Raw genomic sequence first — 15,339 nt, 5'->3', positions numbered from 1 at the left:
TTAAAATAAAATCTAATTTTTAAGGTTAAAATTGTTTGGAGGGATTATATATGGCTAAAAGCATATTATTAGGTGAAGAAGGCAGAAGAGCTATGCAAGCAGGTGTAGACAAACTTGCTAACACAGTTAAGGTAACACTTGGACCAAAAGGTAGAAACGTAGTTTTAGATAAAAAATTTGGTGCACCACTTATAACAAATGATGGTGTTAGTATTGCAAGAGAAATAGAATTAGAAGATCCATATGAAAATATGGGAGCTCAACTTGTAAAGGAAGTTGCTACAAAGACTAACGATGTAGCAGGAGATGGTACTACAACAGCTACTTTATTAGCACAGGCAATTATAAGAGAAGGTTTAAAAAATGTTACTGCTGGTGCTAATCCAATGCTTATAAGAACTGGTATAAATAAAGCAGTTGAGGAAACTATCAAAAATCTAAAAGAACTTTCAAAACCTATAAATGGAAAAGAAGATATAGCTAGAGTTGCAGCAATTTCAGCTAGTGATGAGAACATAGGAAAGCTTATAGCAGATGCTATGGAAAAAGTAGGTAATGAAGGGGTTATCACTGTAGAAGAATCAAAATCTATGGGAACAGAGTTAGATATAGTTGAAGGTATGCAATTTGATAGAGGATATTTAAGTGCATATATGGTAACTGATACAGAAAAAATGGAAGCATCTCTTGATGATCCATATATACTTATAACAGATAAAAAGATATCAAACATACAGGAAATACTTCCATTATTAGAGCAAATAGTTCAGCAGGGAAAGAAACTTTTAATTATAGCTGAAGACATTGAAGGAGAAGCTCTTACAACACTTGTTGTAAATAAATTAAGAGGTACATTTACATGTGTAGGTGTTAAGGCTCCTGGTTTTGGCGATAGAAGAAAAGATATGCTTAAGGATATAGCTATTTTAACTGGTGGAGAAGTTGTATCAGATGAACTTGGAAAAGATATTAAAGATGTAACTTTACAGGAACTTGGAAGAGCTGAAAGCGTTAAAATTTCAAAAGAAAACACTACAATTGTTAATGGTAAAGGCAGTAAAGAAGAAATTAAAGATAGAATTGCTCAAATAAAAACTCAAATTGAAGCTTCAACTTCAGATTTTGATACAGAAAAATTAAAAGAGAGACTTGCAAAACTTGCAGGTGGAGTTGCTGTAGTAAAAGTAGGAGCAGCTACTGAAACAGAACTTAAAGAGAGAAAATTGAGAATAGAAGATGCTCTTGCAGCAACAAAAGCAGCTGTAGAAGAGGGAATAGTACCGGGCGGTGGTACTGCTTACCTAAATATATTGCCAGAAATCAAAGCACTTATTGATGAAGAGCCAGATGTTCAGGTTGGAATTAACATAATAATAAAAGCTCTTGAAGAGCCTGTAAGACAAATAGCAGCAAATGCAGGACTTGAAGGTTCTGTTATAATAGAAAAAGTTGTAAATAGCGAAAAGGGAATCGGTTTTGATGCTCTTCGTGAAAAATATGTAGACATGATAAAGGCAGGTATTGTAGATCCAACTAAGGTTACAAGATCTGCACTTCAAAATGCCGCATCTGTAGCTTCAACATTCTTAACAACTGAAGGTGTGGTTGCAGATATACCTGAAAAAAATCCTGCACCAATGCCAGGAGGAGCTCCTGGAATGGGAATGGACGGAATGTATTAATTTAATAGACCTCAATTTCAAAATATCTCGTAAATTAAATTTTACGGGATATTTTTTTATTCTAGTAAGATTTGTTGATGCTAAGAACTATTTAAATAAATAGCTTATTTTTATGAGTTATTAGTATTTAGTCGTGAAAATTCAATATTTCAATAATTAAATTATAAATTCAATGTTATTTGTTTAAAATTTACTTGTAAATTTAATTATTTTAGCAAAATCTATAAAATAAGCCATGTTTTAATTTTGTAATGTGGGAATTTTTGCAATTGACAAACTTGCTCATTTTAAATAAAATAAGTGATATTGTTGAAAAAAGTATTAACTATTTAATTCATATATTGAACAAATTTAAGAGTTTCTACTGGAAACTTTAATTTTTTAGTATGAATTATTTTTGATGAATCTCTTATTTGAATTTTTAATATCTGATTTTATTTATTTTTATTATAATAATTCTTAAAATGTAATGAAAGGAAGTTGTTGTTAATGGCTAGAATTCTAAAACAGGCCTATACCTTTGATGATGTGTTATTAGTACCTAATAAATCTGAAATTTTACCAAGAGAAACTGATCTTAGTACAAATCTTACTAAAACTATAAAGTTAAATATACCTCTTATGAGTGCAAGTATGGATACTGTAACTGAGTCTAAGATGGCTATTGCCATGGCAAGAGAAGGCGGCATAGGTATAATTCATAAAAATATGACAATTGAAGAACAGGCACTTGAAGTGGATAGAGTAAAAAGACAGGAAAATGGAGTAATAACTAATCCTTTTTCTTTATCTCCTGAAAATACAATTGAAGATGCTTTAGCACTAATGTCCAGATATAGAATTTCTGGAGTTCCCATAACTGTTGAGGGAAAGCTAGTAGGAATAATCACTAATAGAGATATAGTATTTGAAAATGATTATAAAAAATCTATTTCACAGGTCATGACTTCAGAAGATCTTATAACTGCTGTGGAAAATACTACACTGGAAGAGGCTAAAGAAATATTAAAAAAACATAAGATTGAGAAGCTTCCTTTAGTTGATGAAAATAATTATTTAAAGGGACTTATTACTATAAAAGATATAGAAAAGGTAAAGGCGTTCCCAAATGCTGCAAAGGACAGACAAGGCAGGCTTTTATGTGGTGCAGGTGTGGGCGTTACTGGGGACATGATGGATAGAGTAGACGCACTTGTAAATGCACATGTAGATGTTATAGTTGTGGATACTGCACACGGACACTCAAAGGGTGTGGTAGAGGCTGTTAAAGCGATAAAGTCTAAGTATCCGGATATTCAGATTATTGCAGGAAATATAGCTACAGGAGAAGCAGTAAAGGATCTTATAGAGGCTGGTGTAGATTGTGTAAAGGTAGGTATAGGACCGGGATCTATCTGTACAACTAGAGTAGTTTCAGGAATAGGAGTACCACAATTTACTGCTGTAATGGATTGTGTTGAGGTTGCAAATAAATATGGAGTACCTGTAATTGCAGATGGAGGATTAAAGTATTCTGGAGATATAGTTAAGGCACTTGCGGCTGGAGCTAGTGTAGCTATGATGGGATCAATGTTTGCAGGCTGTGAAGAAGCACCAGGAGAAATAGAAATATATCAAGGTAGAAGTTATAAAGTATACAGAGGAATGGGTTCCTTAGCGGCTATGGCAAATGGAAGTAAGGATAGATATTTTCAAGAAGGAAATAAAAAGCTTGTACCTGAAGGCGTAGAGGGAAGAGTTCCATTTAAAGGATCCGTTGTGGATACTATTTATCAGCTTGTTGGAGGAATACGCTCTGGAATGGGATATTTAGGGGCTAGAGACCTGCATACTATGTATGAGACTGCAAATTTTGTAATTCAAACTTCAGCAGGATTAAGGGAAAGTCATCCTCATGATATATCTATAACAAAAGAAGCACCTAATTATAGTGTAAATCAATAAAATTATCTACCTATTGGCATTCATTAATAGTATAATAATTTTAAATGATAACTTTAGTGCGTAATTGTGAGAAAGGGCGAAGTAATGAATGGTAATATTTACATCCCTGGGGTGTGATTTTTTCCAATTTTAGTTTGCACTTTTCTTAAATAACGAATTTAAAATGTTAATATAAATAATTGGGAGGTAAATATGAACAGAGAATTAGTTTTAGTTATAGATTTCGGTGGACAATACAATCAGCTTATTGCAAGAAGAGTAAGAGAACACAATGTATATTGTGAAATAGTTCCATACACATATTCTATTGACAAAATAAAAGAGAAGGATCCAAAGGGAATAATCCTTACTGGTGGACCAAATAGCGTTTATGGAGATAATACACCAAAGATTGATAAGGAATTATTTGATCTTGGAATTCCAGTACTAGGTATATGCTATGGACAGCAGCTTATAACTCATACTCTAGGTGGTAAAGTTGAAAGTGCAGAAATCAGAGAATATGGAAAAGCTGAGATTAATCTTTCTAAAGATTGTAAAATTTTCAATGGAATAGAAGAGAATAATATAGCTTTGATGAGTCATACAGATTATGTATCAGAACCACCAGCAGGCTTTAAAATAGCCGCTACTACTAAGCAGTGCCCTGTAGCAGCCATGGCAAATGAAGAGAAGAATATATATGGAGTTCAATTTCATCCGGAAGTAGAGCATACAGTGTTCGGAAAAGAAATGTTAGCTAATTTTTTGTTCAAAGTCTGTGACTTAAAGGGTGATTGGTCAATGTCATCTTTTGCAGAAGAAAAAATTAAGGAAATTAAAGAAGTTGTTGGAGATAAAAAAGTTATCTGCGCACTTTCTGGCGGGGTTGATTCCTCAGTAGCAGCAGTACTTGTGCATAAGGCTATAGGTAAACAGCTTACATGTATTTTTGTAGATCATGGTCTTTTAAGAAAAGATGAAGGCGATCAGGTTGAAGACATTTTTAGAAAACAATTTGATATGAACCTTATAAGAGTGAATGCAAAAGATAGATTCTTGGGTAAGCTTTCAGGTGTTAGTGATCCTGAGAAAAAGAGAAAAATTATAGGTGAAGAATTTATAAGAGTGTTTGAAGAAGAATCAAAAAAGCTAGGAGATATAGCTTACCTTGTACAAGGGACAATTTATCCCGACGTAGTTGAAAGTGGTACTGCTACTTCAGCAACAATAAAAAGCCATCATAATGTAGGTGGACTTCCAGAAGACATGGAATTCAAGTTAATTGAACCACTTAGAGAACTTTTTAAAGATGAAGTTAGAGCTGTAGGAGAAGAACTTGGAATACCACATAAATTGGTTTGGAGACAGCCTTTCCCTGGACCAGGTCTTGGAATAAGGGTACTTGGAGAAATAACAGAGGAAAAGCTTGAAATAGTAAGAGAAGCAGATGCTATTTTCAGAGATGAAATAGCAAAAGCAAAATTGGATGAAACTATATGGCAGTACTTTGCATGTCTTCCAAACATAAGATCTGTGGGTGTTATGGGTGACGAGAGAACCTATTGTCATACAATAGCTCTAAGAGCTGTAACAAGTTCTGATGCAATGACTTCTGATTGGGCGAGAATCCCTTACGAAGTTTTGGATGAAGTGTCCAGAAGAATAGTAAATGAAGTTAAAGGCGTAAACAGAATAGTATATGATGTGACAAGTAAGCCGCCTGCTACTATAGAGTGGGAATAATTTATAAGCCTAGGAATTAATGAACTGCCCCCTGTCTACTTGACAGGGGGCAGTTCAGTCTAAAATGGTTGTTTATTTTTGTGCTATACACTGAGTAGTTTACCGCTTACGTTAAAACTCAATTTTTAATTGATATTATTAAGAAAATTTTGAAATGGGTATTGAAATACAATTTATTATATAAGAAAAGGTACACCGATCATCCAGTGTACCTTTCATATTTTATAAAGGAGATTGAACGAAGAATTTTCATTGTAGTTAGATCATTGACAGATATTTGGAATTTATTCAATTATTTATCCTTCCTTTTATTTATAATTTTTGAAGAGAAAAATCCTGAGAAAAAACCTAACCATATAACGATAATTGCTTTAAATACATTTTGAGCATTAATTAGATTAAATATTTTTTGAATAATAAAAACTTGTTCACCTCAATAATTTATACTATCTATTCTTTAATTCGATATTAAAGAATAAAGCGAAATAATATTGCATGTCATATTTTAATTTAATATGTTTTACCTTACTCTAATATTAGGACCTCCATCATTTATTATGATGCCTTTATAACCACCCGATTTTTGTTTTTCTACAGTAACAACACTATATCCAATTGTAGGATAAGTATCATTTTCTTTTTCCTTTGCAACAAAGTCAACTTTCCACTCATCTTCCATAATAATTTTTTTACATCCATAATAAGTACATATGTATTCATTTTATTTATAACATTATTATGTTCAGTGCAGTAATAATCAAATATACCCTGTACTGCTGCATTTATGATATCAGGGTCAGCATTTTTTATTTTATCACCAAAGGTAATGTTGTAATAAACACTTACAGTATTAGACTTTTTATTTATTATTTCCTTAGTACCCGCTTGAATAAAATTTTTTTGAAGGTTGATAGTATTAGAAGAAATACTCCATATTGTTAAAGTTATTATAACAATTAAGGCTACTACTATGGCTTTATTAAATCTAATTAACTTATAATGTTTTTTATTCACAACTTAATCTCACCTCTATTTTCACTATAATAATTTTATCATATCATTTCATTGATGTTAAATATCGTATGCTAATTAACCTTATAAAAAGTTCGCATTTTCTTACGAGTCTGTATTAATCAATGTAGTAATTATACCTTGGATTAAACAGTATTTCCACATTTTACAGAATAAAAAAGATGCACCACAAGGGCACATATCGAATGGAGTTGAAAAGTAATTAGTAATAATGCTTAAAAATAGTATACTGAATACTATAGTTGTTTTCAAATGATAATGTTTTGCAATGGAAAAAAGATGCACATGTAGCATATATAAAATTAATAATTGGAAAAAAGAAAATTGTAATATTACCATGCTGTAAATGTTTTTAATTTTCAATTGTTTATATGAAATGAAGAAACAATTAAAAATTAAAATTATTTATGATTATTGGTAAATAATATGATTTTATTTATTTGTTGCCAATTTGTGAACAACTTGTTACAATTAAGGAACAATTTTTAACAGGGGGGATAACGATGAGTAATAAAATTAAGAAAAATATCTTTAAAAAAATTTGGATTTGCCTAATAGTAATAATTATTATTGTTATAGGTATCAATGTTTATGGCAAATCAACTTCTAGTTTTAATGAAAACAAATCTAATACCTCGAATAATAACATACAAAAGTTAGGACAACATGTAATACTAAAACAAAGACAAGTAATAGGAAAAGCTGCAGATCTAGGAGCTGGAACATTCTTTGGAGGTAAAAATATACAGCCAGGATTATATGATATAACACCTGTAGAGGGCCAGGGAAATTGTACAATTGAAGACAAGCAAGGAAAGGTAAATATAAGTGAAACATTAGGCATAGATAAAAAAATATGTGTTACAAAGATTAGAACCAAGATTGCAAATGAAGACAAAATACAATTATATGGAATAAATAAAGTACATTTTGAACCAGCAGTATCGTCATCTAGCATAACAAGTCAAAGTATACAGCTTTATACTGGAGCATGGGTTGTTGGAGAAGATATTGCTAAAGGAACATATATTGCTACCTCATTTAAAGGAAGTGGAAATCTTGCAGTCTATAACAAATATGGAATAACAAAAGTAAATAAAATTTTGGGAACTGATGGAGTTAAAGAAGTTACAGTAGATTTAGAAGACCATAATACAGTTGTAATTAGCAATTTAAATCAAGTAACTCTTACACCAACCAATTAATACATAAATATAGTTACTCCTTTATATCTATAGACATTCCGAAGATAATATAATTAGATCTGCTTCATGCTCTGCAATATAACCTATAACTAGCAATTCTTTTACTAAGCTTCCCAACTGTTGTTTAATTATAACGATAGAGTGGGAACAAAAGTAAATAATTTTAAGCCTAGAGTTCAAGATTTTGAACTCTAGGCTTAAAATATTAGTAGTTATTTCTCTTTATTATCATTTAGAATTACCGCTTGTGCTACAATTACGTCTTGTCCATTAAATGTACATGAAGGGGACCCATGTAGTTTATAGCCTTCATCAAGCAATTTAGAAATTCTCTGACAAAAGCTTGCATCATCCTTTCCCGTAATTAAACGATATCTAAGTTTATTTTCCATATAATCATCTCTCCTTGTTAACTAATATAGTGATTATTTAAATAAATTATAGCATTAAATCTAAAAATAGATAGCTCTGGTGAGCTATTTTCAATTTTGCCTAAATTGGAAGGAATATTGCTTAGTATTAATGTATATAAAATATAGGAAGGAAGTGTATTAAAAATGTCACAACTTATGTTAAATACTAAGTTACTCTTTATCGAAAAACTATTTGCGGTAATATTTGCTATTGTAGGATTGGTATTTATGTTTGTAAGGGATAAAGATGAAAATATTTCAAATGCAACTAATAGTAAAGAATTTTTATTTTGTATATTTAAAGCTGTTGTGTATTTATTATTAGCCCGTTACATATACAGGTACTATATTAAAAAAAGTGAAATACCTATAATTGACTTTTTTACATTTACCTTAGGAATTTTTGAGGGACTGCATAATTTATTGAATTCACTGGGCTCATGGTTTGTAGTTATACTAAAGAGTTTTAGTGTAGCTTTTTTTAGTAAAGATTAAAAGTGCATGCGGTAGTAGGTACACCTATCTTTGTTAAGTAGGCTAGAGTTGCTACTATAGAATAAAATAAGTGAGGTACTGAATGCCAAAGTTACAGTTATGTTTATTGGCGAGCGTCCTGGGCTAGCCGCAAGTGAAAGTATGAACAGCTGCACGTCTAGATAAATTAATTAGTAATAATAAAAACACTATGAGATTAATAAAATTTTAAATCCATTCTCATAGTGCTTTTATTTAAAACAGTAAAATGTATATTATATTGTAGTCATATGTTAATATTGTTTGTAAATGTTTTTACAAACAATATTTGATTAATAAAATTAATCTATTCTAAATACTCCAGCAAGGTTATACATGCCATTCTTTAAATCTATTTTTATTGCATAGTTAGAACTTTTTTCATTGTTATCATAGTCAAGCCAATAAACATAATCAAATTTAGCTAATGAAACTTCATTACCTTTATTTCTTCTTAGATTGTGATTACCATCTATAGTCCAACCCATAAAAGCATTATCAATGCTGTTAATAAGTTCAAGCTTGGTGTCAAAAATGTAATTTTTAATTTGCTTTATTTCGTCCATTACATCCTTAATGGTTTTTTCTCTAACAGTTTTATCTATTACTAATTGCATTTTAAAACCTCCCAACCCATTGTATTAACTAAATCAGATAATATTTTATTATTATCTTTAAGTATATTATACAATATTATCAGAATTTTGTGAATATAAAATGTAAATGTTTTCGTTAAAATATATTTTAACTTATATAATAATTTGCAACTAACATTGTAGATTTAATCAGTAACAGTAAACAGAGTAGATTTTTATAATAAATATAATTTATTGCAATATATATTTTAAAATTATAATTTAAACAAAAAAATAAATACAGCTAAAAGGGTTCAGCTTTTAGCTGTTTCTATAAGGAAAGGGAAAGTTATATATAGTAAATTACATAATAGCTGTTCCGTGAACAACTTTATTGTAATTGTATATATCTGATAAATTTTTAACTTTAATACGTTGAAAGGATTTATCTCTATCTGCAGTGTACAAGAAATCAGAAAATAGATTATAGAAAAAAGTTGTGGGCACCTCATTAATACCAGCAAAATCAAGAACTACAGTATCATTATCATTAGCAAGGTTACCCTTCAATAAGATAGCATCTTCGCAAGTAAATTGTCCACCTATAATATTTTTAACATTTAAAACTTTTTCCATTTTTATTCCTCCTATCAACTTAAAACAAATTTTTTGTTTGATTTGTGTACTAATCTTATGGTTCTATTATATAACAGTTTTTTGCACTTGTCAAATTTTTAACAATAATTTTTAATAATATTTTTTAAAATGAAATATTGAAATTATTTGGCAATAAAACACATGATTTATTGCTAATCCATATGTTTTATTGGTAAATTGTTAATAAATTATCAAATAAGTTTTATAATATTCCCATATATCTGTTATAAATAATACTATGTTAAAAAAAGTTTACATTTTTAAATTTCAATATAATCAAAATTAGAACATATAAAAATGCTCCCGTGCGTGAGCCTTGAATATTTTACGTAGGGAAGGCATAGCTTGGTTATCGCATTTTCGTATTCTTCCTACAACCTTATCTATTCAGTTTACAAAGAGCAACTAACATTAATATTTTATCTGAAATATTAATAATTATACATGTCTAATTAATATAAATAGTATCAAACTATTTACATTAATGTGCTATCCTCTCGCCTATAGGGGATTGGAGAATTCTGCATATTAGGTTAAAATGTATATGAAATATATTTTGTATAAAAGATAAAGTGAGGAAAATAAATTGAGAATAATAGTAGATGCAGATGCTTGTCCAGGAAGAGAAATAATAGAAAAGGCGGCACAGAAAAATTATATAGAGGTAATTATGTATTGCGACATAAATCATATCTTAAAAAGTGATTATAGTAAAATTGTCTATGTAGATAGTGGTTTTCAGAGTGTAGATATGAAAATTGCAAATGAAGCTAAAAAGGGAGATATAGTTATAACCCAAGATTTCGGAGTAGCTGCAATGGTACTTGGTAAAAATGCCTATGCTTTAAGTCCAAAGGGAAATATATATAGTAATGATAATATTGAAAGACTTTTATTTGAAAGACATTTAGGCCAGAAGGTAAGAAGAGGTGGTGGAAGAACTGTAAATCATAAAAAAAGAGATATTGAAGATGATAAAAAATTATATAATAATCTTATTAAAATTATATCTTATTCACAAAATTTATAGAAAAACAAGCTACAAGGCCCTTTAACTTAATATGACTGACAAACTTAAGTTTAATATCTTATCTAGGCTAAATGAAATAAGGCCTTACAGCTTTATTCTATAAATTTTAGGTGTTGTTATAAAGTATATTTATACTTATACCATCAATATAATAGGGATCATTACGATGATATGTGTGAATTATTTTTTCATTAATAGTGTGTCTATCAACTACCAAATTCCAGTCACCATAATCGGGAAATTGTATTTCAGTAGAAGTATCGTTAGAATTATACACTACCAATATATTTTTCCAAAGGTCATTATTGGCGTTGTTCTTTATTAAAAAACCTACTGTATTTTTAGGCATATTTTTTAGAAACTCCACATTATCTTTAATATCTTCAATGGAGCTCATTCTAAAAGCAGGATGGTTTTTTCTTAGAAATATAAGTTCTTTTATATAGTTTACAACATGCATATATTTATCTTTTCTATTCCAATCAATCCAATTTATATAATCCGGTGAGTTATAGCTATTTTCAATACCTTCTTTAGTTCTGAGAAATTCTGTACCAGAATATATAAATGGAATCCCCTGGCTTGTAAGAATAATTCCAAGGGCTAATTTTGTCCTATATATTCTGAGTTCCTCAGATTCAGTTCTATTTGTAAATTGAAGCTTATCCCAAAGAGTATAATTATCATGGCAAGTAACGTAGTTTATTGATTGTACAGGAGAGGAAAAGGGTCCATTTAAATTTTCAGAGTAATTTGTACATCCTATAACAGACAATTCTAAACTATTTTCTAAGTTATCTTTTCCACTTATGAAGCCTTTATCATTTCTGTCAAAGGTATTCCCTTTTAAAATATCTCTGATGATATCATTAAAGAATCCAATTTTAGGGGTCTTTGTGGCATTTGGTATCATTACTTTTTTGGCCTTATCCAGAGCTGTTTTTAGATCCCAGCCTTCTCCATAAAGCATTATTTTTCTTTTAAAAGTATCCAATTTATGCCGCAAAGTATTCATTGTATTCACATCGTGTATACCCATAAGATCAAATCTGAATCCATCTATGTGATATTCGTGGGCCCAGTACATAACTGAATCGATTATAAATCTTTTCATCATTAATTTTTCAGAGGCCGTGTCATTTCCGCAGCCGCTTCCATTGGAAAGAGTATTATCATCATTGTATCTAAAATAATAACCAGGAAATATTTTTTCGAAGCAGTTGTTTTTATAATCAAATATATGATTATATACTACATCCATATTGACACATATGCCGTTTTTGTGCATTGAGTAAACCATTTTTTTTAATTCTTTAATTCTACAAACTGGATCACAAGGATCTGTAGAATAGATGCCTTCAGGTACATTATAATTTTCTGGATCATAGCCCCAATTGTATTTAATTGGATTTTTTTCATCTACACTGACAAAAGAAAAATCAAATATAGGCATAATTTGTACATGTGTTATGCCAAGAAATTTTAAATAATCAATACCGGTAGGGGTATGATTTGAAGTTTTCGAATTTTCTTCTGTAAGTCCTATAAATTTACCTTTATTCTGAATACCGCTATTAGGATTTATACTCATGTCTCTTATGTTGATTTCGTATATAATTGCGTCGGTGTAATTATCAATATTATTGGGATAAATATCTTTATGAAAGCCTTCAGGATCTGTTTCCTTAAGATCAAGTATATAGCCTCTGTAACCATTAACTCCCACTGATTTTGCATAGGGATCTACAGTTTCATTAGTATTTCCATAGACACTTACGCTATAAGTGTAGAAGTGATTTTTTAAATCTTCATTTACAGTTATTGACCAAAGGCCGTTTTCTTCATTCATAGAAAATTTCCTTGGAATTTCATATATAGATGGATCGCCATTTTGGTAAATTAACAAATCTATTGAAGTTGCCGCAGGTGACCATACTCTGAAATCTGAAAAGTTTTTATGATACATGACACCAAGTTCGTCTAAAGTAAAAAATCTGCCATTGAATTCTTCGGAGGAAAATAATTTAAAATAATTACAATTTTTAGTAATATTATCGTAGAATAAAAAGCATTCATATTTTATGTCTATTTCTTCTGATAATATTAAGGTAATAGTAGTGCCATTAATATAATGTGCGTTTATATTTAAGAATTTATCGTTATTTTTTATGCTAAATTTTGATAAATCCAACTGATTTAAATCATCAACAGTTACTTCTAATGATTTAAAACCTTTGACGGATACACTAATAATATTCATTTTAGCCCTCCATAAAATTATACTATGCTAACTATTGGAAATTTTGTTTATACTATTAATTTATAATATTAAATATTCGGGGAAATGTAAATAAAAAACTTGTTACAAATAATGGAATTATAGTATAATGTAAAAAGAATACTTTTAAAACAGGGGATGAAGAAGTATGAATGAATTTGAAGTTAATTTTAATCGTGAAAGCCCTCAAAAAATAAATGATGAAATAGTGATGTCAATAGGGAATAAAATTGAAGAAAATTTATCATATAAATATTGTGTAGGTTTAAATGGAAAATGGACTACTTTAAAGGAATTTTCCAAAGAAACACAGGCTACTTGGAAGCCAACAGAAAATGGTATTTATACTATTATAGTTCAAGCAAAGCGAGAAGATGAACAAAAGTCCTTTAATTATTTAGGTAAAGTAGATTATGTCATTGGAGAAATTGAAGAAAATATTATAAAAGCTGTGACTTTAGATAAAAGGGAACTAACTGTAGGGGAGAAAATAGAAGCTAAAGTTGAAGTGGTTAGAAAAGGGGTTTTATTTAGATATGGTATTGTAGAAAACGGAAAATGGCGTCTTTTAAAGGACTATAGTGCAGAAGATATGATAACCTGGACCGTTACTAAAATAGGCAAACAGGAAGTAGTAGTTCAGTGCAAGCTTATAGATTCAAAAGAAAAATTTGATGACACAAAAAGTGTTGAATTTAACGTACTGCCCATAAAAAACATGCAAATTAAGGATTTTAAATGTCTTACAGAAGAACTTTTTACGGGAAATGAAATAACTTTTCAGGTAGAGGCTGAGCATGATGACAGTAGACTGATTTTGTATAAATTTATAAAAATTGATTCAAAAGGTGCCGCGGAATGCATACAAAACTACTCTACTAAGAGAATAGTAAGTTATATTGAAAATGATTTTGGTGATTTTAAGCTTTTATGTCTGGTTAAAGATATGTATTCCCCAAATAAATATGATGATAGGGCTGTAATTTTGTATAACATAAAGAAATATAAAACTATAGCAATTAAAAGTTTTACTTCAGATGTTACATCGCCTCAAACCTTAGGGAATGATATAAACTTTAAGGCTTTGGCAGAGGGTGGGAAAAAACTTTTGTATAGATTTATAATAGATGGCAATTCCAGTGAAGATTCCGGATATATAAGGAATAATAATTTTAATTGGAAAACCAAAACAGCAGGTACATATAAAATAACTTTATTTGTAAAGGATGCTTCATTTGAAGAGAGCTATGAGGATAAGGCTCATATGGAATTCATAATAGATGAAGAGAATAGAGATCCTGTAGTTATTAAAGAAGTAATTAAAGATACAAAGACAAAGATATTAAAGGGAGAAACTATAAATATAAAGGTAGTAGCAGAAGGTGGGATAGAACTTAGATATTCCTTTATCGTAAAAAGTGAGGATAAAGAGATTGAAAAAATAGACTATGGCCCTTGTGAATGGGTAAATTATACTCCAGAAAAGGCTGGAAGCTATGAGGTTGAAATAAGGGTAAAGGATAAATTTTCTACAAAAGAATATGATAGTTCTTCTACCGTTTATGTGGAAGCTTTTGATTATATACCTGCTAATATAGATTACGTATTAGTACCTTCTAATGAGTATTACATGATTGGTGACAAAATAGAGCTTACGGTTGTTTGCGAAAATACAAAAGATACTCTAAATAAATATATGTTAAAAATTAACAATCGAAAAGTTGAGGAGACAAATTATGTACAGGCTTCTCAATATGTAATAAATCCTAAATGTGCAGGAATTTATAATATTGATATATTTGCTAAGAACAAAAAAAGTGATAAAGATTTTGATTGTAAAAAAACTGTGAGATTTGTGATACATGAAAGCTTACCTGTAACTAATACAGTAATAGAATGTGACAGGATTAAACCTAAGGTCAATGAAGGAATTAATTTTAACGTAAGTAGTGAAGGTGGGAAAGAAGTTATTTATGAGTTCTATTTAATGGAACAGAGTGAATGGAATCTGGTACAAAAATATAGTAGGAAAAACTTCTATACTTTTATTCCCTTTACAAAAGGCAGCTATAAGCTTTTAGTCTTAAGCAAAAGCCAAATAAATAAGTCTTCCTATGAAGATTATGCTATATTGGGATTTGATGTAGAAAAATAATAATATTATTAGTATAATTAGCTTAGATATCGTAAATAAATAACTAATGTATTTTGTTGGTATTTTTAGATGTTATAGTTGAAGCAAGTTCTTAATTCAGGTGGGGATTCTTTTACCCCATCTGAATTTT

12 protein-coding genes and 1 pseudogene are annotated in these 15,339 nt (G+C 29.8%); 8 read left to right on the top strand and 5 right to left on the bottom strand.

The window, feature by feature from the left end:
* Positions 1-50 precede the first annotated feature (50 nt).
* From groL to guaA, 3 genes are all read left to right on the top strand, one after another.
* Complete coding sequence (gene groL, locus ABF633_RS07730; protein WP_415523090.1) at positions 51-1,682, top strand: chaperonin GroEL; 1,632 nt, start codon at positions 51-53, stop codon at positions 1,680-1,682.
* A gap of 489 nt (positions 1,683-2,171) precedes the next feature.
* On the top strand, positions 2,172-3,626 hold the full coding sequence (gene guaB / locus ABF633_RS07725; protein WP_415523088.1) for an IMP dehydrogenase: 1,455 nt from the start codon (positions 2,172-2,174) through the stop codon (positions 3,624-3,626).
* A 192-nt stretch (positions 3,627-3,818) separates the two neighbouring features.
* The gene (gene guaA / locus ABF633_RS07720) at positions 3,819-5,351 is read left to right on the top strand and encodes a glutamine-hydrolyzing GMP synthase (RefSeq protein WP_415523087.1); all 1,533 of its coding nucleotides are present in this window, start codon (positions 3,819-3,821) and stop codon (positions 5,349-5,351) included.
* A 591-nt stretch (positions 5,352-5,942) separates the two neighbouring features.
* On the opposite strand, the gene ABF633_RS07715 is transcribed toward guaA, so the two are convergent.
* Positions 5,943-6,365: a hypothetical protein gene (locus ABF633_RS07715; protein ID WP_415523086.1), complete on the bottom strand. Its 423-nt coding sequence runs from the start codon at positions 6,363-6,365 to the stop codon at positions 5,943-5,945.
* A gap of 521 nt (positions 6,366-6,886) precedes the next feature.
* Here ABF633_RS07715 and ABF633_RS07710 point away from each other — a divergent pair.
* Positions 6,887-7,588: a hypothetical protein gene (locus tag ABF633_RS07710; RefSeq protein WP_415523085.1), complete on the top strand. Its 702-nt coding sequence runs from the start codon at positions 6,887-6,889 to the stop codon at positions 7,586-7,588.
* 212 nt (positions 7,589-7,800) lie between these two features.
* On the opposite strand, the gene ABF633_RS07705 is transcribed toward ABF633_RS07710, so the two are convergent.
* Positions 7,801-7,980, bottom strand: a complete 180-nt coding sequence (locus ABF633_RS07705) for a DUF1737 domain-containing protein (protein ID WP_415523084.1) — start codon at positions 7,978-7,980, stop codon at positions 7,801-7,803.
* Positions 7,981-8,157: 177 nt separating this feature from the next.
* On the opposite strand from ABF633_RS07705, the gene ABF633_RS07700 reads away from it, so the two are divergent.
* Positions 8,158-8,496, top strand: a complete 339-nt coding sequence (locus tag ABF633_RS07700) for a hypothetical protein (protein WP_415523083.1) — start codon at positions 8,158-8,160, stop codon at positions 8,494-8,496.
* A 14-nt stretch (positions 8,497-8,510) separates the two neighbouring features.
* Positions 8,511-8,646 (top strand): annotated as a pseudogene (locus ABF633_RS07695) (ethanolamine ammonia-lyase light chain EutC); the annotation flags it as partial.
* A gap of 170 nt (positions 8,647-8,816) precedes the next feature.
* Here ABF633_RS07695 and ABF633_RS07690 read toward each other — a convergent pair.
* Positions 8,817-9,131, bottom strand: a complete 315-nt coding sequence (locus tag ABF633_RS07690) for a hypothetical protein (RefSeq protein ID WP_415523082.1) — start codon at positions 9,129-9,131, stop codon at positions 8,817-8,819.
* A 321-nt stretch (positions 9,132-9,452) separates the two neighbouring features.
* Complete coding sequence (locus ABF633_RS07685) at positions 9,453-9,725, bottom strand: STAS-like domain-containing protein (RefSeq protein WP_415523081.1); 273 nt, start codon at positions 9,723-9,725, stop codon at positions 9,453-9,455.
* A 607-nt stretch (positions 9,726-10,332) separates the two neighbouring features.
* Between ABF633_RS07685 and ABF633_RS07680 the strand changes: the two genes are divergently transcribed.
* Positions 10,333-10,776 (top strand): YaiI/YqxD family protein, encoded by a 444-nt coding sequence (locus ABF633_RS07680; RefSeq protein WP_415523079.1) that lies wholly within the window; start codon positions 10,333-10,335, stop codon positions 10,774-10,776.
* Positions 10,777-10,882: 106 nt separating this feature from the next.
* Here ABF633_RS07680 and pulA read toward each other — a convergent pair whose 3' ends face one another.
* Positions 10,883-13,036: a type I pullulanase gene (pulA, locus tag ABF633_RS07675; RefSeq protein ID WP_415523078.1), complete on the bottom strand. Its 2,154-nt coding sequence runs from the start codon at positions 13,034-13,036 to the stop codon at positions 10,883-10,885.
* Positions 13,037-13,202: 166 nt separating this feature from the next.
* Here pulA and ABF633_RS07670 point away from each other — a divergent pair, with 166 nt between their 5' ends.
* Positions 13,203-15,209, top strand: coding sequence for a triple tyrosine motif-containing protein (locus ABF633_RS07670; RefSeq protein WP_415523077.1), 2,007 nt, complete (start codon positions 13,203-13,205; stop codon positions 15,207-15,209).
* The last annotated feature ends 130 nt before the right edge of the window (positions 15,210-15,339 follow it).

The organism is Clostridium sp. (assembly GCF_047718555.1).
Taxonomy (GTDB): Bacteria; Bacillota; Clostridia; order Clostridiales; family Clostridiaceae; genus Clostridium_I.
This window is presented reverse-complemented; position numbering and strand designations above follow the sequence as displayed.

Coding starts and splice junctions, on each gene's coding strand:
- ABF633_RS07700 (WP_415523083.1), top strand. CDS start 8,158: ATGTTAAATACTAAGTTACTCTTTATCGAAAAACTATTTGCGGTAATA.
- guaB (WP_415523088.1), top strand. CDS start 2,172: ATGGCTAGAATTCTAAAACAGGCCTATACCTTTGATGATGTGTTATTA.
- ABF633_RS07670 (WP_415523077.1), top strand. CDS start 13,203: ATGAATGAATTTGAAGTTAATTTTAATCGTGAAAGCCCTCAAAAAATA.
- ABF633_RS07685 (WP_415523081.1), bottom strand. CDS start 9,725: ATGGAAAAAGTTTTAAATGTTAAAAATATTATAGGTGGACAATTTACT.
- guaA (WP_415523087.1), top strand. CDS start 3,819: ATGAACAGAGAATTAGTTTTAGTTATAGATTTCGGTGGACAATACAAT.
- groL (WP_415523090.1), top strand. CDS start 51: ATGGCTAAAAGCATATTATTAGGTGAAGAAGGCAGAAGAGCTATGCAA.
- pulA (WP_415523078.1), bottom strand. CDS start 13,036: ATGAATATTATTAGTGTATCCGTCAAAGGTTTTAAATCATTAGAAGTA.
- ABF633_RS07690 (WP_415523082.1), bottom strand. CDS start 9,131: ATGCAATTAGTAATAGATAAAACTGTTAGAGAAAAAACCATTAAGGAT.
- ABF633_RS07710 (WP_415523085.1), top strand. CDS start 6,887: ATGAGTAATAAAATTAAGAAAAATATCTTTAAAAAAATTTGGATTTGC.
- ABF633_RS07705 (WP_415523084.1), bottom strand. CDS start 7,980: ATGGAAAATAAACTTAGATATCGTTTAATTACGGGAAAGGATGATGCA.